At 63.2% G+C, this 21,345-nt stretch carries 24 protein-coding genes (1 of these 24 running past the window's edge); 14 read left to right on the top strand and 10 right to left on the bottom strand.

What is annotated here, in order from left to right; all coding sequences use genetic code 11:
* The first annotated feature begins 54 nt into the window (after positions 1 to 54).
* From LCM24_RS03695 to LCM24_RS03685, 3 genes are all read left to right on the top strand, one after another.
* On the top strand, positions 55 to 1,236 hold the full coding sequence (locus tag LCM24_RS03695) for an aromatic amino acid transaminase (protein ID WP_224802798.1): 1,182 nt from the start codon (positions 55 to 57) through the stop codon (positions 1,234 to 1,236).
* Positions 1,237 to 1,243: 7 nt separating this feature from the next.
* Entirely contained in the window at positions 1,244 to 1,792 is a 549-nt protein-coding gene (locus LCM24_RS03690; RefSeq protein ID WP_224802797.1) for a GNAT family N-acetyltransferase, read from the top strand.
* A 312-nt stretch (positions 1,793 to 2,104) separates the two neighbouring features.
* On the top strand, positions 2,105 to 3,034 hold the full coding sequence (locus LCM24_RS03685; protein ID WP_224802796.1) for an OmpA family protein: 930 nt from the start codon (positions 2,105 to 2,107) through the stop codon (positions 3,032 to 3,034).
* Positions 3,035 to 3,112: 78 nt separating this feature from the next.
* On the opposite strand, the gene LCM24_RS03680 is transcribed toward LCM24_RS03685, so the two are convergent.
* From LCM24_RS03680 to LCM24_RS03655, 6 genes are read right to left on the bottom strand one after another with little or no spacing between them, the layout of a single operon-like run.
* Positions 3,113 to 3,730, bottom strand: a complete 618-nt coding sequence (locus LCM24_RS03680) for a riboflavin synthase (protein ID WP_224802795.1) — start codon at positions 3,728 to 3,730, stop codon at positions 3,113 to 3,115.
* 5 nt (positions 3,731 to 3,735) lie between these two features.
* Entirely contained in the window at positions 3,736 to 4,731 is a 996-nt protein-coding gene (gene ribD, locus LCM24_RS03675) for a bifunctional diaminohydroxyphosphoribosylaminopyrimidine deaminase/5-amino-6-(5-phosphoribosylamino)uracil reductase RibD (protein ID WP_224802794.1), read from the bottom strand.
* Positions 4,703 to 5,173, bottom strand: coding sequence for a hypothetical protein (locus tag LCM24_RS03670; RefSeq protein ID WP_090480406.1), 471 nt, complete (start codon positions 5,171 to 5,173; stop codon positions 4,703 to 4,705). Before LCM24_RS03670 ends, ribD begins: the two co-directional genes overlap by 29 nt.
* Before the next feature lie 32 nt (positions 5,174 to 5,205).
* Complete coding sequence (locus tag LCM24_RS03665; RefSeq protein WP_224802793.1) at positions 5,206 to 5,928, bottom strand: M48 family metallopeptidase; 723 nt, start codon at positions 5,926 to 5,928, stop codon at positions 5,206 to 5,208.
* Positions 5,925 to 6,383 (bottom strand): YcgN family cysteine cluster protein, encoded by a 459-nt coding sequence (locus LCM24_RS03660; protein ID WP_224802792.1) that lies wholly within the window; start codon positions 6,381 to 6,383, stop codon positions 5,925 to 5,927. Before LCM24_RS03660 ends, LCM24_RS03665 begins: the two co-directional genes overlap by 4 nt.
* Positions 6,371 to 6,967 (bottom strand): SCO family protein, encoded by a 597-nt coding sequence (locus tag LCM24_RS03655; RefSeq protein WP_224802791.1) that lies wholly within the window; start codon positions 6,965 to 6,967, stop codon positions 6,371 to 6,373. The genes LCM24_RS03660 and LCM24_RS03655 overlap by 13 nt, the downstream gene beginning before the upstream one ends.
* A 71-nt stretch (positions 6,968 to 7,038) precedes the next feature.
* On the opposite strand from LCM24_RS03655, the gene LCM24_RS03650 reads away from it, so the two are divergent.
* The 5 genes from LCM24_RS03650 (at position 7,039) to ssb (ending at position 11,079) form a co-directional block, all read left to right on the top strand.
* On the top strand, positions 7,039 to 7,650 hold the full coding sequence (locus tag LCM24_RS03650) for an ankyrin repeat domain-containing protein (protein ID WP_224802790.1): 612 nt from the start codon (positions 7,039 to 7,041) through the stop codon (positions 7,648 to 7,650).
* Positions 7,650 to 8,324: a COQ9 family protein gene (locus LCM24_RS03645; RefSeq protein WP_224802789.1), complete on the top strand. Its 675-nt coding sequence runs from the start codon at positions 7,650 to 7,652 to the stop codon at positions 8,322 to 8,324. Before LCM24_RS03650 ends, LCM24_RS03645 begins: the two co-directional genes overlap by 1 nt.
* A 54-nt stretch (positions 8,325 to 8,378) precedes the next feature.
* Entirely contained in the window at positions 8,379 to 8,618 is a 240-nt protein-coding gene (locus LCM24_RS03640) for a FeoA family protein (RefSeq protein ID WP_224802788.1), read from the top strand.
* Positions 8,615 to 10,462, top strand: a complete 1,848-nt coding sequence (gene feoB, locus LCM24_RS03635) for a ferrous iron transporter B (protein WP_224802787.1) — start codon at positions 8,615 to 8,617, stop codon at positions 10,460 to 10,462. The genes LCM24_RS03640 and feoB overlap by 4 nt, the downstream gene beginning before the upstream one ends.
* Before the next feature lie 89 nt (positions 10,463 to 10,551).
* Positions 10,552 to 11,079 carry a single-stranded DNA-binding protein gene (ssb, locus tag LCM24_RS03630; protein WP_090480427.1) on the top strand — a complete coding sequence of 176 codons (528 nt, stop codon included), beginning with the start codon at positions 10,552 to 10,554 and terminating at the stop codon, positions 11,077 to 11,079.
* A 60-nt stretch (positions 11,080 to 11,139) separates the two neighbouring features.
* Here ssb and LCM24_RS03625 read toward each other — a convergent pair whose 3' ends face one another.
* Complete coding sequence (locus LCM24_RS03625) at positions 11,140 to 11,667, bottom strand: YceD family protein (RefSeq protein ID WP_224802786.1); 528 nt, start codon at positions 11,665 to 11,667, stop codon at positions 11,140 to 11,142.
* Entirely contained in the window at positions 11,664 to 12,182 is a 519-nt protein-coding gene (locus LCM24_RS03620) for a ubiquinol-cytochrome C chaperone family protein (protein WP_224802785.1), read from the bottom strand. The genes LCM24_RS03625 and LCM24_RS03620 overlap by 4 nt, the downstream gene beginning before the upstream one ends.
* A 173-nt stretch (positions 12,183 to 12,355) precedes the next feature.
* Between LCM24_RS03620 and LCM24_RS03615 the strand changes: the two genes are divergently transcribed.
* The 5 genes from LCM24_RS03615 to LCM24_RS03595 all read left to right on the top strand — a co-directional run bounded on the left by LCM24_RS03615 (position 12,356) and on the right by LCM24_RS03595 (position 15,818).
* Positions 12,356 to 12,826, top strand: a complete 471-nt coding sequence (locus LCM24_RS03615) for an outer membrane protein assembly factor BamE (protein ID WP_090480435.1) — start codon at positions 12,356 to 12,358, stop codon at positions 12,824 to 12,826.
* Positions 12,827 to 12,865: 39 nt separating this feature from the next.
* A complete protein-coding gene (gene hslV / locus LCM24_RS03610; RefSeq protein ID WP_090480438.1) occupies positions 12,866 to 13,426 on the top strand; it encodes an ATP-dependent protease subunit HslV in 561 nt (186 codons plus the stop codon).
* Positions 13,427 to 13,434: 8 nt separating this feature from the next.
* Positions 13,435 to 14,733, top strand: a complete 1,299-nt coding sequence (gene hslU / locus LCM24_RS03605) for an ATP-dependent protease ATPase subunit HslU (RefSeq protein WP_224802784.1) — start codon at positions 13,435 to 13,437, stop codon at positions 14,731 to 14,733.
* Complete coding sequence (locus LCM24_RS13065) at positions 14,730 to 15,137, top strand: ACT domain-containing protein (RefSeq protein ID WP_224802783.1); 408 nt, start codon at positions 14,730 to 14,732, stop codon at positions 15,135 to 15,137. The genes hslU and LCM24_RS13065 overlap by 4 nt, the downstream gene beginning before the upstream one ends.
* A gap of 216 nt (positions 15,138 to 15,353) precedes the next feature.
* Positions 15,354 to 15,818, top strand: coding sequence for a hypothetical protein (locus tag LCM24_RS03595; protein WP_224802782.1), 465 nt, complete (start codon positions 15,354 to 15,356; stop codon positions 15,816 to 15,818).
* Positions 15,819 to 15,867: 49 nt separating this feature from the next.
* On the opposite strand, the gene LCM24_RS03590 is transcribed toward LCM24_RS03595, so the two are convergent.
* Complete coding sequence (locus LCM24_RS03590) at positions 15,868 to 17,373, bottom strand: SulP family inorganic anion transporter (protein ID WP_224802781.1); 1,506 nt, start codon at positions 17,371 to 17,373, stop codon at positions 15,868 to 15,870.
* A 213-nt stretch (positions 17,374 to 17,586) separates the two neighbouring features.
* On the opposite strand from LCM24_RS03590, the gene LCM24_RS03585 reads away from it, so the two are divergent.
* Complete coding sequence (locus LCM24_RS03585; protein ID WP_224802780.1) at positions 17,587 to 20,421, top strand: M16 family metallopeptidase; 2,835 nt, start codon at positions 17,587 to 17,589, stop codon at positions 20,419 to 20,421.
* On the opposite strand, the gene LCM24_RS03580 is transcribed toward LCM24_RS03585, so the two are convergent.
* On the bottom strand, positions 20,422 to 21,345 hold the 3' portion of the coding sequence (locus LCM24_RS03580) for an ABCB family ABC transporter ATP-binding protein/permease (protein WP_224802779.1). The gene runs 891 nt beyond the window's last position; 924 of the gene's 1,815 nt are visible here — the last part of the coding sequence; its start codon lies off the right edge, out of view — the gene reads right to left on this strand; its stop codon occupies positions 20,422 to 20,424.

Raw genomic sequence — 21,345 nt, 5'->3', positions numbered from 1 at the left:
GCCGCAACCGTATTTCGGTTGCGGCCCTCGACATGTTGGGCGAAAGGGCTTTCCATGCTCGACAGACTAGACGCCCAGCCGCCTGACGCCCTCCTCGCACTCATCAAGATGTATGCCGCCGACGAGCGTGAGGACAAGATCGACCTCGGTGTCGGGGTCTATCGCACGAATGACGGCGCGACGCCGGTTTTTCGTTCGATCAAGCTGGCGGAACAGCGCCTGATCGACGAGCAGGACAGCAAGTCATACCTCGGCCCGGAAGGCGACAGCGGTTTCGTCAAGGCACTGATGCCCTACATCTTCGGCGACAACGAAACGCTCGCAGCGCGTATCGAAGGGATGCAGACACCCGGCGGAACCGGTGCGGTTCGCCTTGCGGTTGCCCTGGCTGCAAAAGCTGGCGTGAAGCGCGTCCATCTCGGCGTGCCCAGTTGGCCCAACCACGCCCAGATCCTCGATGATGTGGGCGTAGAGACAGTCACTTTCAGGCATTCGACGGACAAGGGCACGGCCGATCTCGACGCTGTCATGGCGACCATCGATGCCGCAGGCGCGGGAGATGCAGTGCTGCTCCACGGCTGTTGCCACAACCCGACCGGCATCGATTACACGGCCGAACAATGGGCACAGATTGCCGACGCGTTCGTCGCTTCCGGGGCGTTGCCCATTCTCGACATCGCCTACCAGGGGCTGGGGCAGGGCATGGAAGAGGACGTCGCCGGCGTGCGCGCTGTTCTCGAACGCGTACCAGAGGCATTGATCGCTTACAGCTGCGACAAGAACTTCGGTCTTTATCGCGACCGGGTGGGCGCTTTCTACATGATGGCCGAGCAGCCGGCCCAACTTGCCGCGATCGCCTCCAATGCGAATGCGCTTGCCCGGGCCAACTGGTCCATGCCGCCCGATCACGGCGGCGCAGCCGTGCGCATCGCTCTGGAAGACGCGCACATGACGCAGGTCTGGCAGGATGAACTGGACGAAATGCGTTCGCGCATGCGCCGTGTCCGCGAGCGACTGGCCCAGGCTGATAATGAAGCGCCGGGCCTCGGTCTTGCATCGCTCGCCGACCAGAACGGTCTGTTCGCCATGCTCCCGCTGACCAAGGAGCAGATCGTGAAGCTTCGCGAAGAGCACGCCATCTACATGGCGGGGTCTGGGCGGATCAACGTTGCCGGGCTCCATGCGGGCAATACCGAGAAATTCATCGCGGCCCTTGCGGATGTGACGAAGGGCTGATCCCCGCATGGATCGCCAGCCGGTTATCGAAACCCAGCGCCTGCTGATCCGCCCCTTGCAGGAGGAGGACCGCAGCGCACTGTTCGAAATCGCCAGCGATCCGATGATCTGGGAACAGCATCCCGTGCACGACCGCTGGCGGCGCGAGGTCTTCGACGCCTTCTTCGACGAATGCCTCGCCAGCGGCGGGGGCCTTGCCGTGATCCGCAAGGACAAGGACCGCATCGTCGGCCATACGCGGCTCGACAAATATGACCCCGAAGAAGGTGGCGTGGTCGAAATCGGCTGGACCTATCTTGAGCGCCCGTGTTGGGGGAAGGGCATCAATTCGGAGATGAAAGCGGCGCTGCTCAGCCATGCTTTTGCCAATGTCGCCCTCGTCGAATTCCGCGTTGGCGACACGAATTACCGGTCGCGCAATGCGCTGGAGGCCATCGGCGCCGTTCGCACTGACCGGTACGAACTGGGCCGCTATGACGGCAAACGGATCGTCCACCTTGTCTACGAAATCACCCGAGAGAGTTTCTCCGAAGGGCCGCTTTCGGGCGCGGATTGAGCGGGATTCGGCACAATCTGACCGATTCTTTCCACGCCGTTTACGTGTTTCCTTCTGACGAAATTTAACGGTTCATCGCACCTTCGGCCCAGATCGCCTGCCAGTTCGCTGGAGGCGCGGAAAATGTTCACCTGAGCGAAAGGTGGCTCTGAACAGTGGGCGAAATCCATAGCGTCGACGTGCGGCATTCGGGTCGCGGGCGCTTACAGCCAAACGCATGGATTTATGATAGCCGGGTGCGCCATCAGGGGGCGAACGGACCTAACTGGCGTATTCGCGGGGTCGGCTATCAGAGATTGAAGGAGGATTGCAATGACTACCATTTCCAAGAAGCCGAAGACGCTTGTCTGGCTAGCCGCACTTTCGCTGCCGCTTTCGGCCAGCCTTTCGGCCCAGGAACTGCGCCCCGTCGGCGAAGCCCAGGCCGAAGCCCAGGAAGCCGAAGTGCTGACGATCGTCGAGGGCAGCGTGCCCACCGATCTCGAAGGCCTGCCCGAAGGCCCCGAAGTCGAAGGCTTCATTTCTGCCCGCAGCGGAAACCGCATGCAGGTCACCACGCTTGGCGGCCAGAATACCCTTATCGTCATCAGCGAAGCCACCGAGATTCGCGCCAAGGGCGGTTTCCTTGGCCTTGGCAGCAAGGAACTTACTGCTTCGTCGCTGCTCAACGGCCTGCCGGTAACCGTGAAGACGGTACAGTGGGGCGGCCGCGGCCTGATCGCGACGGATGTGCGCCTGAAGGACGACGATCTCGAAACCGCAGCGATGATCCGCAACGGCACGTCGCAGCAGTTCGCCGAACAGCGTGAAGATATCGACGCCAATGCTGCGCTTGCTGAATCGCTGCGCGGTCGCATGGGCGATATCGACAAGTACAACATCAAGGGTTCGACGAACGTGTTCTTCGATACCGGCAAGTACAACCTGTCGGCAGAAGCCCGCCAGGACCTGTGTGCTGCAGCTGACCAGGCGAACGCGATGGACAACGCTCTCCTGCTTGTTGTCGGTTACACCGATTCGACCGGCAGCTACGAGATCAACCAGGAACTCAGCGAACGGCGCGCCGGACGCGTGGTCAACTTCCTCCAGCAGGAATGTGGCTGGCAGCCCTGGCGCATGCTGAGCCCGACCGGCATGGCCGCTTCGGATCCGCTTGCAGACAACAGCACGCCCGAAGGCAAGGCGCAGAACCGCCGCGTTTCGGTCAACATCCTCGTCAGCAAGAGCGTCGACGGAATGTAATCCATCTCCGGCGTCCACCGGGTTTATCGAGCGGGGCGGTCCGATGGGCCGCCCCGTTTTGCATTGGGAGAGGGATTCTCAGCCCTTCAGGCTTTGAATCCGCATGAGATAACGGGCGAGCACGTCGATCTCGAGATTGACGCTGTCCCCTTGGCGAAGAGTGCCCAGCGTCGTGACCTCGCCGGTATGCGGGATGATGTTGAGCGCGAAGTCGCAGGCACCATCTTCCCGGTCGCGAACGTCGTTCACCGTCAACGAGACGCCATCGACCGTGATAGAGCCTTTCTCGGCCACGAACGGTGCGAATTCGCGCGAAATACGGATGGCGAGCATGGTCGAACCGCCGGCATCCTTTACGGCCACGACTTTACCTACCGTGTCGACATGACCGGTGACGAGGTGCCCTCCGAGCTCGTCGCCGAGCCGCAGGGCAGGCTCCAGGTTGAGCGCGCGGCCTTCCTGCCACATCTGAGGGACGGTGCGGCGAATTGTTTCATTCGAAACATCGAAGCCGATCCGGGCTGCGCCAGCTTCGGCGGCGAGTTCCACCACGGTCAGGCAAACACCCGAGCAGGCGATCGAAGCGCCGATATCGATCGCTTCGGGATCGAACGGACAAGCGACTGTGACGCGCGTGTCCTGGCGCTTCTCGATCTTTTCGATGGTGCCAATCGCCGTGACGATGCCGGTAAACATTGCGGTCAATTCTCCTCTGAGCGCGAGCGGCTGTAAGCCTCGAAGCTGTCGCTGCCAAGCTGGCGGCGATCGGTCAGTGTCCAGCGTCCGTGTGCATCCGCGAGGCCCTCGAGGCCGATGTCTCCCAAGGCCGAGCGGCCTTCGCCGATCAGGATCGGTGCGCGGTAAAGCTCGATGCGGTCGACGAGGTCTTCTGCAAGGAAACTGCCGGCCGTTTGGGCGCCGCCTTCGACATAGAGATATTGCACTTCGTCCAGGCGGTCGATCTGCGAAGGGGTGTTGATGACGGTGACGCCGTCGGGCGCAATGCCGCGCGATAGCAAGACGCGGCGTGGAGACTGGTGCTCAAGGCCGGCCAGGCGAACATCAAGCCTCGGCTGGTCCGCGCGCCACGTGCCTCCTCCGACCAGAATGGCGTCGTGCATGGCTCTGCGGGAATGGACGTGCGCGCGAGCGACCTCGCCGGTGATCCACTGGCTCTCGCCCGAAGCGGTTGCGATCTGGCCATCCAGCGAGACGGCGAGCTTGAGCGTCACGAACGGGCGGGAAAGGCGCGCACGGGTCAGATATCCGGCAAGGCTGTCCCCGACCTCGGGCGTGGGGAGTATATCCACTTCGATCCCGTCATCGCGTAATCTTGCGACACCTTCTCCTGCAGTGCGCGGATCCGGGTCGGGCGAGCCGACTACCACACGGGCAACGCCCGCTTTGCGAAGCAGATCGGCACATGCAGGACCGCGCGGCGAGACATGGGCGCACGGCTCAAGCGTAACGTAAGCAGTCGCGCCAGCTGACAAGTCTCCGGCTTCGCCCAGTGCGGCAGCCTCGGCGTGGGGTCGCCCGCCGGCGCGGGTCCACCCGCGACCGACGACTGTCCCTTCCTTTACAATCAGGCAACCGACGGCCGGATTCGGGCGCGACACGGGGCGTCCGCGCGCGGCCAGACGCGCTGTTGCATTCAGCCAGCGGGTATCATTCCCCCTGGTCGACAACCGTTGCATCCGTGTCTTGGTTCTGCTCGCCGAAGAGACGCTCCAGCCGTTCGCGCTCGGCCTGCTCGGCAGCGGCGCGTTCCGCTTCGGCCTTCGCCTCGGCAGCGGTCGTATCGACGCCGGTTGCCGCTCCGACACGGCGATAGAGATCGCGTTTTTCTTCTTCGATCCGGTCGAGTTCGGCCTGGCGTTCTTCCTTCAGGCGCTGGTTTTCGAGATTCGACTGGCGAATTTCCTCGTCCGTCCGGTCGGCCGCGAAGGTGCGGATATACTCTACCTCGGGTTGTTCCGGCGGCATGAACACCCGCTCGTGCGTCAGGATGGAAATGAGACCGAGACAGGCGAGCAGCGATACCAGCAAGAACGCCCAGCGATAGGGCTGCGGCTGCCGGATATAGCTCCAGAAATCGGAAATGCCCCCGACGGGGTTCACTCTGCGAAAATAGCGCATGCTACACAGATAGTAGGCTTGTGCGCCCGGCGCTAGGTGAAGCAGGCATAGAGTTTGCGCCCGCTGGCTGACAGCCAGCGATTGGCCTGTTCGATGTCGCCCTCGAAGAGCTCGTCGAGCAAGGCGTGGAACGCCCCGCTGTGGTCGAAATGGACGAGATGGGCGACTTCATGCGCGACGACGGAACGGCGGACGAAATCGGGGGCCATGATGAGCCGCCAGTTGAGGCGCAGCACGCCCTCGCTCGAACAGCTGCCCCACCGGCGTCTCGCACGCGTCAGCTTGACGGGTGCGACGGGCAGTGCGGCGCGCCCGCAATAAAATGCGGCATCATCGGCGAAATGGGATTGTGCTTCGGTTTCGAGAAAGCGCTGCAAACGCTTGCCGAGTGTTTCTTCCGGCCCCCCGAGGCGCAGCGTGCCTGCTTCCAGCGTCGGCCTGCGCGGCGCGTCTTCACGCCAGTCGATTGCAATCTCGCCGCCCTTGTAGGGTAGCAGGCGGCTGGCAGCAGGATCGAAGGCCTTGGGCACCTTGTCGAGCTGGGCTTGCAGCCACGCCGCACGGGCATGGGCGAATGCGATAGCTTCCTTGCTGGCACACCATCGCGGCAAGGTGATGAGCACGGCCTTTCCATCGGGGGCGAGGCGCAGCGTCAGCCGTTTGGCACGCGCATGACGACGCAGTTCTATGGGTATCTTCCGGCCGCCAAGTTCGATAGCCGGCTCAAGCGCTTCGGACCGGAGCCATTCGATCACGCGGCCTCCTCCTCGCCGTCACCCCACTCGACGATGTGGTGTTCGAGCGGGCCTGCCTCGTCCTCGCTGATTACGCGGCCCGCCACGGATACCCCCGCGGCAACCACGGCCTCGCGATCGCCTGAAACCAGGTAATGCCAGCTCGGCAATGGACGGTCGTCGGCGCGGCGGCGATAGGCGCAGGTGTCGGGGAGCCAGGGAACCTTGTCGACCAGCTTGAGCGTGAGGCGCAGGCAGTCCGGCACGAAAGCCTTGCGGTTCTTGTAGTCCTTGCAGCGCGCCGTCGAGCAATCGAGCAAGGTGCAGGCGACATTCGTCTCCTCGATCTCGCCGGTATCCTCGTATTCGACCTTGTGCAGGCAGCAGCGCCCGCAGCCATCGCACAGCGCTTCCCACTCTTCCTGGTTAAGCTTCGCCAGCGGAAGCTCCCAGAAACGGTCCCTCAACGCACCCATTTCGCCAATTCCGCGGCCACAGCATCTGGCCCCTCGTCGGTCGGCAGCATGGCGATCGGGTCGCCAGCAGGGCCAAACAGGTAGGTGATATTGGAGTGATCCATAAGGTAGCCGCCCGCTTCGCTATCTGCGCCGCGTGCATAGTATACGGCGAACTTGTCTGCTGCGGCCTTCACTTCCTCGGGCGAACCGGTCAGTCCGATCAGGCGGGGGTGGAAAGCGTCGGTGAATTCCGCGACGACCTCCGGCGTATCGCGGGCCGGATCGATAGTCACGAACAGGGGCTGGATCTGAGCGCCGAGTTCCGGCTCGCTCGCCTCGAATTGCTTGAGACCCGCCATGGCGCGCTGCACGTCGGTGGGGCATACGTCCGGGCAGAAGGCATAGCCGAAATAGACGATGCGGTACATGCCGTCGAAGTCGCTCCAGCTCACCTGCGAATTGTCTTCTCCGGTCAGCGTGAAATCGCCGCCAAGAGCCGCGCCTGCCAGGGGCGGTTCTTCAGCGGGTTGGGCGTTGCAGGCGGTCAGGAGGAGCGCGGCCAATACGGCGGGAAACTTGTAGGGCATGACAGGTTGGTTCATGGTCTGCTAAGCGCCCGCATTCAAGGGCATGCAGCCTGTTCTCAGACGGAAAATCACGGGAGTTCCCTAAGGTGCGCGTAAATCCGGTCACTCGTTTCCTGACCCTCACCATCGGCATGGCGAGCCTGGTGGCGACGCCGCTTGCCGCGCAGGGGCAGTCTGATGGGTACAAGTTCATCAAGGCGGTGCGCGACCGTGACGGGACCGAGGCGACTGCCCTGCTCGACCAGCCGGGCAGCACGATCGTCAATGCGCGCGAAATCACCACGGGTGAAACCGCCATGCACGCGGTCGTCCAGCGGCGCGACCTCACGTGGGTGCGCTTCCTGCTGCAACGCGGTGCGAATCCGAATATTGCGGACAACAACGGCGTCACGCCGCTCCAGATCGCCGTGCAACTGGGCTTCATCGAAGGCGTCGCGCGGCTGATCAAGGGCGGGGCCAATGTCGATGTCGCCAATTCAACCGGCGAGACCCCCCTGATGACTGCGATCCATCGCCGCGACACCGGCATGATCGAGGTTCTCATCGAAGCAGGAGCCAATCTCGACCGGACCGACAACAGCGGCCGCACGGCCCGCGACTATGCCAAGCTGCTCGCCTCGAACGAAAAGGTGATGGCTGCCATCGAGAAGGCCGAAACCGCGCGCGAAGCCGAACCTGAAACCTACGGGCCCAGCTGATGGACGATACGCAAGCGCCCGATATCGCCGATCTCACGCTGGACGAGCTCAGGCTCGCGCTGGCCCCGGCCATTGCAGATGCAGCGATTTTCGACGGCTGGAGCGATGCGGCCCTCGAAATGGCTGCCGACCAGATGGGCGCGGACATCGATGTCGCGCGCCTCGCTTTCAAGGGCGGTGCCATCGATATGGTTTTTGCCTGGATCGAGGCAGTCGACATGGCGATGGCAGCCGCCTTCCCGGAAGAGAAGGTCGCGCAGATGAAGATCCGCGAACGAATCCGGAGCCTCGTCCAGTTCCGGCTGGACGCCGTGGCTGGACAGGAAGAGGCCCTTCGCCGTGCGCTCGCAATCATGGCTATGCCGCAGAATGCCCCTGCTTCGGCCAAGCGCGGTTGGCAGACCGCCGATTTGATGTGGCGTCTCGCTGGCGATACGGCGACCGATTACAATCACTATACCAAGCGGGCGATCCTCGCCTCGCTCTATGGGGCCACTATCGCGGTGTTCGTGGAGGACGACAGCGAGGGCAAGGCGGAAACAAAGGCTTTCCTCGATCGCCGGATCGAAGGCGTGATGAAGTTTGAAAAGGTGAAGGCCAAATGGCTGAACCCGGACCGTGAAAGCTTCAGCCTGTCGCGCTTCCTCGGTCGCCTGCGCTATCCCGCGCGCTAAGGCGCTATTGATAACCAGTTGCAATTAGCCGTGCGCTCTGACAGGGGCGGCAGCATGACTCTGGACGTTCTCGACAGCGGAAAACCGGCGCGCATTGTCGCCGTCGACTGGGCCGGTCTGGCCGAAGACGAAGGCAAGCGGCTGAAGGCGCTTGGCGTTGACGAAGGCGCGGAGATCGCGGTCGTGCATCGCGGCGTCTTCGGTGGGCGCGATCCGCTGGCGCTCAGCCTCGGCAACATGACCATCGCCATCCGCCGCATCCATGCCCGCGCCATCGAGGTGGAAGCGGCATGAGTGCGAAACGTACAGCGGCGCTGGTCGGCAACCCCAATTCGGGCAAGTCGGCCCTGTTCAACGCGCTTACCGGCGCGCGGCAGAAGATCGCCAATTACGCCGGCGTGACGGTCGAGCGTAAGGCAGGGCGCCTTACCTTGCCCAGTGGTGCGCCGGTCGAATTGCTAGATCTTCCCGGCTCCTACAGCTTCGATGCGGCGAGCCCTGACGAAGCCGTCACCCGCGATGTGGTGAAGGGCGTTTTCGACGGGGAAGCGGCGCCCGATGTGCTGATCCTCGTCCTGGATGCAGCAAATCTGGAACAGCATCTCGTGTTCGCGCAAGAGGTGCTGGAACTGGGCAAGCCCACAGTTGTGGCGCTCAACATGGTCGACCTTGCCGAGCGCGACGGACTGACCCTCGATCCCGAAGCGCTGTCCGAAGCGCTCGGTGTGCCCGTGGTGCCGACCGTCGCCGTGCGCCGCAAGGGCATTGCGGAGCTGACCGACGCGATCGCGGAAGCACGCAGCCATGCAGACGAAGAAGCGCACACGCGCTGGCATCTGACTCTGCCCGAACGGCGTTTGACGGCCAAGCACATTGCCCGCAGCGCGATCCTCTCGAAGTCGACCCGCCACACCATCGAGAACGGTGTCGATCGCATTCTTCTCAATCCTTGGATCGGGCCGGTCATACTGTTCGGCTTGCTGTTCGTGGTTTTCCAAGCCGTCTTCGCCTGGGCCACCCCCTTCGCCGATGCGCTTGAAGGCGGGGTCGGCGCGATTTCGAGCGTGGTTTCAGAGCGGCTGCCCGAAGGACTATTCCGGGATTTCCTCGTCGAAGGCGTACTTGCGGGTGTCGGATCTGTGGTCGTCTTCCTGCCCCAGATCGTGATCCTGTTCTTCTTCATCCTCGTGATGGAAGCGAGCGGCTACATGGCGCGCGCCGCGTTCCTGATGGACCGGCTCATGGCACTTGTCGGCCTTTCGGGTCGCAGCTTCATCCCGCTTCTTTCCAGTTTCGCCTGCGCCATTCCCGGCATCATGGCGACGCGCTCGATCTCCGATCCCAAGGACCGGTTGACCACCATCCTGATCGCGCCGCTGATGACCTGCTCGGCGCGCCTGCCCGTCTATGCCGTGGTCATCGCCGCGGTCATTCCTCAGACGACGGTAGGGCCGGGTATCGGCCTCCAGGGCCTTGTCCTGTTCGCGCTCTATGTAGCAGGCATTGTGGGTGCGATGGTCGTCGCGCTCGTATTGCGCAGCACGGTGACCAAAGGCGCGGCGTCGGGGTTCATCATGGAACTGCCGCGCTACCAGCTGCCGCGCCTCAAGGACCTTGCCATCGGCCTGTGGCAGCGCGCCTGGGTATTCCTGCGTCGCGCCGGTACGATCATCTTCGTCGCCACGATCGCGCTGTGGGTGCTGCTCAGCTTCCCCAAGGCGGAGTCGGGTGAAAGCCAGCTCGACGCAAGCCTTGCAGGCGCGGTGGCGGACACATTGCATCCCGTGCTCGAACCGGTGGGCTTCAACCGCGAAATGAGCCTTGCCGTCATTCCGGCGCTGGCCGCCCGGGAAGTCGCCGTGTCCGCCCTCGCGACGACCTATACCGTGGATGCAGAGGACGAGGACATCGCCGCCGAGGGCGTGACCGCGAAAATCGCTGCGCTGTGGAGCCTGCCGACCGCGCTGGCATTCCTCGCCTGGTTCGTGTTCGCCCCGCAATGCCTTTCGACCATTGCCGTCGCGCGGCGCGAGACGAACGGATGGAAGTGGCCGACCGTCATGGTGGTATACCTCTTCGCGCTCGCCTGGCTGTCCGCCGGGGCGACCTACTGGATCGCGACGGCAGCAGGTCTTTAGCTCCGCTTCGGTGGAAACCTCGCCTGCGACCTAGAACCTGTGCGCTCGCTCGGTTAGGCCACGGCTAACAGTTACGAAGGAACGATTCGATGGCCGGTAGCCTCAACAAAGTCATGCTGATCGGAAACCTGGGCGCAGACCCGGAAATCCGCAGCTTCCAGAACGGCGGCAAGGTCGCCAACCTCCGCATCGCGACCAGCGAAACGTGGAAGGACCGCAATACCGGCGAACGCCAGGAACGCACCGAATGGCACACCGTCGCGATCTTCTCCGAAGGTCTGATCGGGGTGGTCGAGCGTTTCCTGCGCAAGGGTTCGAAGGTTTACATCGAAGGCCAGCTCCAGACCCGCAAGTGGCAGGACCAGAGCGGTAATGACCGTTACTCTACCGAAATCGTGCTGCGCGGCCTCAATGGCACGCTGACCATGCTCGACGGTGCGCAAGGCGGTAATCGCGGCGGCGGTGGCGGCGGTTCCAGCTGGGACCAGGGCGGCGGCCAGTCCTCGGGCGGCGGCGACAACTGGCGCAGCGGCGGCGGTTCGTCGGGCGGCTCGCAGGGTGGCGGTTCCGGCGGCGGATCGAACTACGACGATCTGGACGACGACATCCCGTTCTGAGCTGGAGAACGCCACGATTTGAAAAGGGCCGCCACCGTGCGGCCCTTTTTCATGCGCCGCTTACTTCTTGAGCGCGGCCAATGCGTCGGCCAGCGGTCCGCTGGGCTTACGGTTCTCGTCGCTTTCGATGCCCGCTTCCTCGCGCGCTTCTTCGGCGCCGGGGCCTTCGCGGTAAGGATCGATGGCAAGAGCGAGTTCCTGAGCGATCGCTTCACCCAGGTCGAAACTGTCGCCATCGTATTCGATCTCGTCGAGATCGTCTTCGGTGAGTTCGAATTCCGCGTCTTCCTCGTACTCGCCAATCCGGCCTTCGGGCACAAAGCGCAGCGAGAAGGTTTCCGACACTTCGTAGGTGAAGTCTTCCCGCGTCACGGCACAGGGCTGTTCGAGCGTGGCGGCCAGTTTTCCCTCCGCCAGCACCGCTCCGTCCTTTTCGCCAAACTCGACCTCCGCGGTGAGGCCGTGGATCGCGGTGATCCCGAAACGACTGGCCAGCGCGGCGCGTTCTGCCTCGTCCGCCTCGACGGTCATGATGCCGGTAGGCAGGGCGCGCGGCTTGATCGGGCGGGAGAGTTCGGCAGCGCTCACGCGGCGAACTCCCCTGCGCGAAGCTGCGCCGCATCTGTCCGCGCGAGCCGCTTGTGCAGGCGGATCATGCGTTCGGCGAGAGCTTCGGCCTCGTCTTCCTGGGACATGGTGACATTGCGCCTCAAAGCATCAGCCAGCGCGACACGGTCTTCGGCGGCGAGCGCTGTGCGGTAGGCGCCAAGGCGGCCGCCCATGCTGCTCATCAAATTGCCGATCTTCTTGCCGACCGTCGGATCGCCGATGCCGGCTTCGCGCAGCTGGCCTTCCATGTCTTCTACGAACAATTCGGTCAGAAGCGCGGTGTGCGGCGCAAGGTCTTCGTCCGTTTCCATCCTCAGGATCGCAAGGCTTAGGACCAGCGTGACCATGTCGAACCTGCCTTCCAGCGTGTCGGCCACTCCGCACATGCGGTACCAGTCGGGGTCGCGGGCTTCCTCGACCACGCGGTGCCACAGCGGGCGCCATTGCTCGCGCGGGTCTTCCTGGGTGCCGAACAGGCGGGCAAAAAAGGTCATCGGGTAAAGCGCTTTCTTCGACTATCGTTCAGCGGCAATTCAAGCCGCCATCCCCACCGGTTCGCGATACGCACGTTGCAAGGCGCGCGCCTTTCGGTTTAGGGCGTGAGCCGCATATAGGATGCGCTGGCGAACACGCCAAGCGCGCACCAGGATGGAGACATGCTGTTCCCATGAACAGGTCCAAGATTTTCGGTATCGCTGCCATTCTCGCAGCGGGTCTCGCAACGACTGCCTGCTCGTCGATTCGCGAGCCGCGCGGCTACATCGTCGATTCGCTGCTGCTCGGCACGGTCCAGCCCGGCATCGACAACCAGCGCAGCGTGGAAGACACCCTCGGCCGGCCGACCTTTACCAGCCAGTACGGCGAGCCGACTTGGTATTACGTGTCGAGCACCACGGGTCGCAAACCCTTCGTGCGTCCCACCATTCGCGAGCACCAGGTGCTGGCGGTCAAGTTCGATGCGGCAGGCAATGTCGTGTCCGCCGACCGCAGCGGTATCGAAAAGGTGGTCTACCTCTCGCCCGATGGCGACGAGACGCCGACCCTCGGCCGCGAGCGTGGCTTCCTTGAAGACCTGTTCGGCAATATCGGCACGGTCGGCCAGCCGGGTCTTGGCGGTCAGGGCGGTCCGGGTCGCTGATCGCTTGACCCCTTCGCTCGGCACCCCATATCCGGCGGCATGAGTGAACAAGACAATCGCCACGGGCTGACCCAATGGCATGGCACCACGATAATCGGCGTACGCAAGGGCGACAGGATCGTCGTTGCCGGGGACGGCCAAGTCTCCATGGGCAACACGGTGATGAAGCCCAATGCCCGCAAGGTCCGGCGGATCGGTGAAGGCGGCAAAGTCGTCGCCGGGTTCGCCGGGGCGACGGCAGATGCCTTCACCCTGTTCGAACGGCTCGAAAAGAAGCTCGAGCAATACAGCGGGCAGCTTCTGCGCGCTGCGGTCGAACTGACCAAGGACTGGCGCACGGACAAGTACCTGCGCAATCTCGAAGCCCTGATGATCGTGGCGGACAAGGAAAACCTCCTCGTCCTCACCGGTAATGGTGACGTGCTGGAACCCGAAGGCGGCATCACGGCCATCGGATCGGGCGGCAATTACGCACTCGCCGCTGCCAAGGCGATCGCCGAATATGAAGACGACCCTGAAGTGATTGCGCGCAAGGCGATGCAGGTCGCCGCGGACATCTGCGTCTTCACCAATGGCAATGTGACCCTCGAAGAGGTCTGAGAGATTTCATGGACAATCTGACACCCAAGGCGATCGTCGGATCGCTGGATGAACACATCATCGGCCAGAAGGACGCCAAGCGCGCCGTGGCCGTGGCCCTGCGCAACCGCTGGCGTCGGCAGCGCCTCGATGCGGATTTGCGCGACGAGGTGACGCCGAAGAACATCCTGATGATCGGCCCGACCGGCTGCGGCAAGACCGAGATCAGCCGTCGCCTTGCCAAGCTGGCCGAAGCGCCTTTCGTGAAGATCGAGGCAACCAAGTTCACCGAGGTCGGCTATGTCGGCCGCGACGTCGAACAGATCGCACGCGATTTGGTCGAAGAAGCGATCCGCCTCGAGAAGGAACGCCGCCGCGAAGCGGTGCGGGAGGCAGCCAGCAAAGCGGCCATGGACCGCCTGCTCAACGCGCTTGTCGGAGAGAATGCCAGCGAAGCGACACGCGAGGCCTTTCGCGAGCGCATCGTCCAGAACGCGATGAACGACACCGAAGTCGAAATCGACGTGAAGGACCAGCCGACCAGCAACATGGAAATTCCCGGCATGCCGGGCAATGTCGGCATGATCGACCTTTCCGACATGCTCGGCAAAGCCATGGGCAAGGCACCGACCAAGCGCCGCAAGCTCAAGGTCCCCGATGCCTGGGACAAGCTGGTCGAAGAAGAAGCCGAAAAGCGCATGGACCAGGACGACGTGCACCGCGTCGCGCTGGAGAATGCGGAAACCAACGGCATCGTCTTCCTCGACGAGATCGACAAGATCGCGGTCAGCGACGTGCGCGGCGGCTCGGTCAGTCGCGAAGGCGTCCAGCGCGATCTGCTGCCGCTGATCGAAGGCACGACGGTCGCGACCAAATACGGTCCGATGAAAACCGATCACGTGCTCTTCATCGCCAGCGGCGCATTTCACGTCGCCAAGCCTTCCGACATGCTGCCCGAACTGCAGGGCCGCCTGCCGATCCGCGTCGAATTGCGCGCACTGACCGAAGAGGACTTCGTGCGCATCCTGACCGAAACCCGGGCGAACCTGGTGGACCAGTACCGCGCGCTGATCGGCACGGAAGACGTCACCCTCGACATAACCGAAGATGCGATTGCCGAAGTGGCCAAGATCGCCGCACGGGTGAACGAAAGCGTCGAGAATATCGGTGCCCGCCGCTTGCAGACGGTCATGGAGCGACTGCTGGAAGATATCAGCTTCGAAGCGGAAGAGCACACGGGCGAGACCATAACGGTCGATGCCGCCTATGTTCGCGAACGGCTCGACGATCTCGCCGGCGACACCGACCTCAGCAAGTACATCCTGTGACGCGCGAAACGGTCCGTGATCTTGCCGCGATGCTCAAGCAGCTATCGCCGCGGCTGGACCCGGACCGTTATCGTTATGTGCAGATCGAACCGTCGAACGCCCCGCAATTGCTTGGCGCGGCGATCGCCACGTTTCGCGAAGAAGAAGGTGTCTCTGCAATCGTCCCGGCGGCGATTGCCGACCAGGCCGATATGGATGGCGCCGACATGGCGCGGATCACGCTGGAGGTCTATTCCGACCTTGAAGGCGTGGGACTTACCGCCGCAGTTGCGACCGCGCTGGCCGAGGCGGGCATTGCCTGCAACATGGTCGCCGCCTTGAACCACGATCATGCCTTTGTGCCTGCCGCCAGAAGTGCCGAAGCGATTCTCATTCTCCAGAATCTGGCGGCCCGACACTCCTGATTGCCGGTGCGATGGCCAGAGTATCTCGCCGAAAGGGTGTGATTCCAGTCGACTAGCAAGACGGTTAGGTTCCTGCCGGAGGCCTCGAAGCAGGTCCCTCGCCCTCGCTTTGACTCCGTTTTTGAGCGGTGGCATTATTCGGGCGGGGGAACACACCAAAACAAGTCGCTCATTTCCTCGGATCAGGGTCGCTAACTCCTGAACCGGAGAATGCACATGAAGCGTATCATCAAATCTTCGATCATTGCGGCTGCAGCGGGAACGCTGGCTCTGAGCGCACCGGCGTCTGCCCAGCTCAACGTCTGGGAGGATTACACGCCCCAGGAAACCGTGATCGAACTTACCTATGTGAAGGTCGATGAAGGCCAGCTGGATTATTACCTCGAAGGGCTGAGGTCGACCTGGGTGAAAGCCAACGAAGTGGCCAAGGATATGGGCCGGATCACCGATTACGGGATCTATGTCGTGCCCTTCGGCAGCAACGAGGTGAACCTCGTCCTGCGCATCAACTACCCGAACATGGAATCGCTCGATCCCGACAAGGCCGAGTACGACAAGTTCATGGAGGCCTGGGGCAATTCCAACATGGAAAGCAGCAACCAGACGGTCCGCGAACTCTACAACAAGATCCGCAAGATCAAGGGGACCTACATCCTTCGCGAGCTGCGGATGAATATGTAATTGCCGACGGGGCAGGCGCTGGCTCAAGCTCGCGCCTGCCCCATCCGCTTTACGGGTGCGGGGCCAGCCCGATTTCCACGCCGGTCTTGTCGGTGAGGGCGAACTTGTCGACCAGGTCCGAACTTGCGCGGTTCAGGCCGCGGACCTGAACGCTGCGACCGTTGCGGCGCATACGCTCCACCACCTTGTCGAGCGCACCTACGGCGCTGATGTCCCAGAAGTGGGCCTTGCGCACGTCGATGATCACATGATCCGCAGGGTCGGGCATGGCGCTTTCCGGGCCGAGCGCAGCTTCGAACCGCTCGACGCTCGCGTAGAAGATCTGGCCCTTGGCGCGGTAGATGGCAGTGTCGCCCTCGCGCTCGCGGACCACCTCGAACATGGTCATCACCTTGTGGGTGAAGAACACGCCCGACAAGATCACACCTGCCAGCACGCCGAGCGCAAGGTTGTGCGTCGCGACAACTACCACGACGGTTGCGAGCATTACCACGCTCGACTGCCACGGATGCTTGGAGATGTTGGGAATCGAGTTCCACGAGAAGGTCCCGATCGACACCATTATCATGATCGCGACCAGGGCCGGCATCGGCACCCGACCCACGAGGTCGCCCAGTACTGCCAGAAGGATGAGTAGCGACAGGCCTGCCGTGAAAGTCGACAGGCGTCCGCGCCCACCGCTGGTCACGTTGATGACCGACTGGCCGATCATGGCGCAGCCACCCATGCCGCCGAACATGGCGGCGACGACATTTGCGATTCCCTGTCCAGCACTTTCGCGGCGCTTGTTCGAACCGGTGTGCGTCATGTCGTCGACGATCTGCGCGGTCAGCAGCGATTCGAGCAGGCCGACCGCGGCCATGGTCGCAGCATAGGGCGCGATGATGGCGAGCGTTTCCCAGGTCAGCGGCACGTCGGGGAGGGCGAAGTAGGGCAGGCCCTCAGGCAGCTCGCCCATGTCCGATACGGTATTGACCGGCGCATCCAGCCAGATCGTCAGCGCAGTCAGCACGATGATCGCGATGAGCGGGCTGGGGATGGCGGTGGTGAATTTCGGGATGATGTAGATCATCGCCAGTGCGGCAATGACCATCGCGTAGGTCATCCAGCCGATGCCCGCTGCGGTCGGATCGAGCTGCGGCAACTGCGCCATGAAAATCAGGATGGCGAGCGCGTTGACGAAGCCGGTGATCACCGACCGGGAGACGAACTGCATCAGCAGGTCGAGCCGCAGCAGCGCCGCAATGCCCTGGAAGATGCCCATCAGGATCGTCGCTGCGAAAAGGTATTCGACCCCGTGGTCGCGCACCAGCGGGACGACGACCACAGCGACAGCGGCGGTGGCCGCGCTGATCATGCCCGGGCGGCCGCCGGTGAAGGCGATGACCATGGCAATCGCGACCGAGGCATAAAGACCAACGCGCGGATCGACGCCCGCGATGATCGAAAAGCCGATCGCTTCGGGAATGAGGGCCAGGGCCACAACGATACCGGCAAGGATGTCTGCGCGGATGTTGGAGAACCAGTCGCGTTTGATCGCGCTGCGGTCGAGCATGCGTTTGTCCGTTCGTCTTACATGGAATGGGGCAGGCAGCGGCCTGCATGTGACGCCCCTTTGGCCTATGTTGCGCTGCAACACAACCTTCGGGGCTACAGGCCGCGTCCTGTGGTTCGCAGAACCTGCTCGCCCCTCCGTCGAGCCGGGGTCAGTTTACAGGCTGCCGCTTGCTAGCCAGATTCGGGCAAATCAATCGACAGGGGTAGGGACATGATGAAATCCGCCATTCTGAGCGCCGGCGTAGCGACGCTTGCGATCCTCGCTGCAAGTCCGGCCATCGCCGACGACCATGCAGGCGCCGGCGGAGCGATCTCCGCACCTGCCATCGAGTACGAGCGCTGGACGCTGGACAACGGCCTGCAGATCATCGCCATTCCCGACGCTTCCACCGGCACGGTGACTACCTCCATGTGGTACGAAGTCGGCTCGAAGCTCGACCCCGAAGGCCGCAGCGGCTTTGCACACCTGTTCGAGCATATCCTCAGCCGCAAGACGCGGAACATGCCGTACAATATGATCTACGGCCTGACCGCCGATGTAGGCGGGACGCGCAATGCTTCGAACAGCCCCGACCGCACCAATTATTACGAGACCGTCCCCGCGGAATATCTCGAAGCGATGTTGTGGACCCACCGCGAACGCATGGGCTTCCCCGTCATCGACCAGGAGGTTTTCGACAAGGAACGCGACGTGGTGAAGGAAGAGCTTCGCCAGCGCGTGCTTGCGCCGCCCTATGGCCGCTTCAGCCGTTTCGTCCTTCCCGAGAGCGCCTATGACACGCTGCCCTATCGTCGGCCCGGCATCGGCAGCATCGAGGAGCTGGACGCTGCAACGCTCGACGATGCGCGCGCATTCTATCAGGCCTACTATGGGCCGGACACGGCGACGCTGATCGTTGCCGGCAATTTCGAGATGGATCGTCTGCGCACGATGGTCTCGGATTATTTTGCAGATATTCCGCGCCGTTCCGATCCGGTCGACGTAACCGTCGACGCGGTGGCGATGGAGCGCACGGCGCCGCGCACGGTCAATGCGACGGCCCCCAACGTTCCACTGCCGCTGGTCGGCTCCGTGTGGAAGCTACCCCCGCTGACCCACCCCGATGCCGCGCCGCTCGAAGTGATGGATGCTATCATGTCGCGCGGTGACAACAGCCGCATGCACGCCGCCCTCGTCCGCACCGGCAAGGCGGTCCAGGCGGTCCATTTCGCCAATCTCCAGGAAGAAGGCGGGATGCTGGCGCAATTCGCCGTTACCAATCCGCAGGCAGATGCCGAAGAAGTGCGCGCCATCCTGGTCGCCGAACGCAAGCGCATGATGGATCAGCCGGTCTCCGCTGCCGAGCTTGCGGAAGCAAAGAACGAACTTATCGCTTCTGCCCTGCGTCAGCGCGAAACCGCCCGCGGTCGCGCATTCGAACTGGGCGAAGCGCTGGTCAGCACCGGCGATCCCGGCTTTGCTGACAAGCGGCTGGCCGCCATTGCAGCGGTTACTGTCGAGGACGTCCAGCGCGTCGCGCGCGCTTATTACAGAGAAGATAGGCGCACGGACATTACCTATACGGCTGGCGAGGACGATCCTTCGGCCTACGCCAATCCGGTCCCGATGCCGCAGTTCCGCACCTTGCCGCCGGCCGATGGCGAACCGCTCTCGGTTGCTCCCGAAGGCGAGCGCGACCCCGTGCCCGGACCCGGCGAGCGTCCGGTGGTCGAGGCGGCGGAGATCGTCGAGCGCACGCTCGACAACGGCATCCAGGTGGTGGCCGCGCAAACCGGCGATGTTCCGCTTGCGACCATGACCGTGCTCGTCCCGGGCGGATCGATCAGCGATCCTCGGGCGAAGGCCGGGATCGCCGAAATGGCCGCGACCCTTGCCGACAAGGGTGCGAGCGGGATGGACGAAAGCGAAATCGCTCGACGCCTGGAAAGCCTTGGCGCGAGCTTCGGTGCGACAGCGGGATCGCAAGGCTCCTTCTTCAGCCTCACCGCACCGGTCGACAATATGGAAGAGGCAGGCAAGGTACTGGCGGCGATCATCACGAGTGCCGACTACCCGCAGGACGCGTTCGAACGTGAACGCAAGCGCGCGGTCGATGGCCTCGCCGTGCAATTGAAAGATCCGGGCGGTCTCGCCCGCATGGTTGCCCGCCCGGTCCTTTATGGCGATGCGCCATTCGGCACGATCCCCAGCGGAACGCAGCAAAGCCTTGCGACGCTGACGCGCGAAGACCTGGTCGCGCACCGCGCGGAATACTGGCACCCCGAAAGGACGCAGGTCATCGTCAGCGGCGGCATCGCGCCCGAGCGGGCAATCTCGCTGACCGAAATGCTCTTGGGCGGCTGGAGTGTGGAAGCGGCACCGCCTGCCGAGATCGCCGATCCGACAGGACAGGGCGAGCCCGTCCGCACTATCGTCATCAATATGCCCGATGCAGGGCAGGCGGCCGTATATGCCGGCATGCGCGCGCCAGAGCGCACGGACGCCGATTACCACCCGCTCGAAATTGCCAATGCTATCCTCGGCGGCGGCTCGAGCGGGCGTCTGTTCGAAGAGGTGCGGACCAAGCGTTCTATCAGTTACGGCGCGGGAAGCGGGCTTGGCACGGATATGCTGATTGCTTCCGCGCAGACGCAGAACAGCACTGCGGACGAGGTCGTGCAGGTGTTCCTCAACGAATTCGACCGGCTGGGTGATGAGGCCATCGATGACGAGCTGCTCGGGAAAAGGCGTCTTTACCTCAGCGGCGGCTATGCCCGTCGTCTCGAAACCTCCTCGGGCTTCAATTCGATCGTCGCGAACCTGCTGCTCGACGGATTGGAGCCTGCCGAGGCCGCTCGCTATGCCGACCGTCTTGCTGCCGTTTCGCCGCAAGCCGCGACCAAGGCAGCGGCCGATTACGTCGGATCGGAGAAGGCCACCGTCATCGTGGTGGGCAATGCGAGCGAGTTTCTCGACGACCTCAAGACCATTCGGCCCGACGTCGAGGTTATCGATGCCGAAGCGATCGACCTCTCCACGCCGAGCCTCACCACGGCCGGCGAATGATCAGGTAACCGGGTCCGTTTGGCGCTCTGCCGCCTGGCGGGCCCACATCTCCGCATAGAGGCCGTCGCGCGCCAGCAGTTCGGCATGGGTGCCGCTTTCTGCGAGGCGGCCGTGGTCGAGCACCAGGATCCTGTCGGCATTTGCAATCGTCGACAGGCGATGGGCGATGGCGAGGGTGGTGCGATTCTCGCTGACCCGGTCGAGCGTTTGCAGGATGTCCTGCTCGGTCCTGGTGTCGAGCGCGCTGGTTGCCTCGTCCAACACAAGGATCGGCGGGTTCTTCACCAGCGTGCGGGCAATCGCGACCCGCTGCTTTTCGCCGCCGGACAGTTTCAGGCCCCGCTCGCCGACCTCGGTGTCGAACCGGTCGGGCAGGCTGTCGATGAAAGGCAGGATTGCGGAATCGCGCGCGGCCGCGACAATCTCGTCCTCGCTCGCATCTTCGCGGCCATAGGCGATATTGTAACCGATGGTGTCGTTGAACAGGACGCTGTCCTGAGGGACGATCCCGATCGCGGCGCGCAGGCTTTCCTGCGTGACCTCTGCAATATCCTGCCCGTCGATAAGGATGCGGCCCGAGAATGGATCGTAGAAGCGGAACAACAGGCGGGCGATGGTGCTCTTGCCCGCGCCGGATGGACCGACGATGGCGACATGGCTTCCGGCAGGGACCTCGAAGGACAGTTCGTCCAGGATCTGCCGGTCCTCGTCATATCCGAAGGAAACCTTTTCGAAGGCGATGGAGGGCTGGCGAACGACGAGTGCAGGCGCGCCTGGCCGGTCGGCCACTTCTACGTTGGTATCGATAAGGTCGAACATGGCGGCCATATCGACCAGGCCCTGACGGATCGTGCGATAGACCCAGCCGAGAAGATCGAGCGGACGGAATAGCTGCATAAGGTAGGTGTTCACGAACACCAGGTC

This window comes from Qipengyuania aquimaris (assembly GCF_020171965.1).
GTDB lineage: Bacteria > Pseudomonadota > Alphaproteobacteria > Sphingomonadales > Sphingomonadaceae > Qipengyuania > Qipengyuania aquimaris_A.
The sequence above is the reverse complement of the archived record's forward strand: the minus strand, read 5'-3'. Positions and strand labels throughout refer to the sequence as shown.

Coding starts and splice junctions, on each gene's coding strand:
- LCM24_RS03695 (WP_224802798.1), top strand. CDS start 55: ATGCTCGACAGACTAGACGCCCAGCCGCCTGACGCCCTCCTCGCACTC.
- LCM24_RS03690 (WP_224802797.1), top strand. CDS start 1,244: ATGGATCGCCAGCCGGTTATCGAAACCCAGCGCCTGCTGATCCGCCCC.
- LCM24_RS03685 (WP_224802796.1), top strand. CDS start 2,105: ATGACTACCATTTCCAAGAAGCCGAAGACGCTTGTCTGGCTAGCCGCA.
- LCM24_RS03680 (WP_224802795.1), bottom strand. CDS start 3,730: ATGTTTACCGGCATCGTCACGGCGATTGGCACCATCGAAAAGATCGAG.
- ribD (WP_224802794.1), bottom strand. CDS start 4,731: ATGCAACGGTTGTCGACCAGGGGGAATGATACCCGCTGGCTGAATGCA.
- LCM24_RS03670 (WP_090480406.1), bottom strand. CDS start 5,173: ATGCGCTATTTTCGCAGAGTGAACCCCGTCGGGGGCATTTCCGATTTC.
- LCM24_RS03660 (WP_224802792.1), bottom strand. CDS start 6,383: ATGGGTGCGTTGAGGGACCGTTTCTGGGAGCTTCCGCTGGCGAAGCTT.
- LCM24_RS03655 (WP_224802791.1), bottom strand. CDS start 6,967: ATGAACCAACCTGTCATGCCCTACAAGTTTCCCGCCGTATTGGCCGCG.
- LCM24_RS03645 (WP_224802789.1), top strand. CDS start 7,650: ATGGACGATACGCAAGCGCCCGATATCGCCGATCTCACGCTGGACGAG.
- LCM24_RS03640 (WP_224802788.1), top strand. CDS start 8,379: ATGACTCTGGACGTTCTCGACAGCGGAAAACCGGCGCGCATTGTCGCC.
- feoB (WP_224802787.1), top strand. CDS start 8,615: ATGAGTGCGAAACGTACAGCGGCGCTGGTCGGCAACCCCAATTCGGGC.
- ssb (WP_090480427.1), top strand. CDS start 10,552: ATGGCCGGTAGCCTCAACAAAGTCATGCTGATCGGAAACCTGGGCGCA.
- LCM24_RS03620 (WP_224802785.1), bottom strand. CDS start 12,182: ATGACCTTTTTTGCCCGCCTGTTCGGCACCCAGGAAGACCCGCGCGAG.
- LCM24_RS03615 (WP_090480435.1), top strand. CDS start 12,356: ATGAACAGGTCCAAGATTTTCGGTATCGCTGCCATTCTCGCAGCGGGT.
- hslV (WP_090480438.1), top strand. CDS start 12,866: ATGAGTGAACAAGACAATCGCCACGGGCTGACCCAATGGCATGGCACC.
- hslU (WP_224802784.1), top strand. CDS start 13,435: ATGGACAATCTGACACCCAAGGCGATCGTCGGATCGCTGGATGAACAC.
- LCM24_RS03595 (WP_224802782.1), top strand. CDS start 15,354: ATGAAGCGTATCATCAAATCTTCGATCATTGCGGCTGCAGCGGGAACG.
- LCM24_RS03590 (WP_224802781.1), bottom strand. CDS start 17,373: ATGCTCGACCGCAGCGCGATCAAACGCGACTGGTTCTCCAACATCCGC.
- LCM24_RS03585 (WP_224802780.1), top strand. CDS start 17,587: ATGATGAAATCCGCCATTCTGAGCGCCGGCGTAGCGACGCTTGCGATC.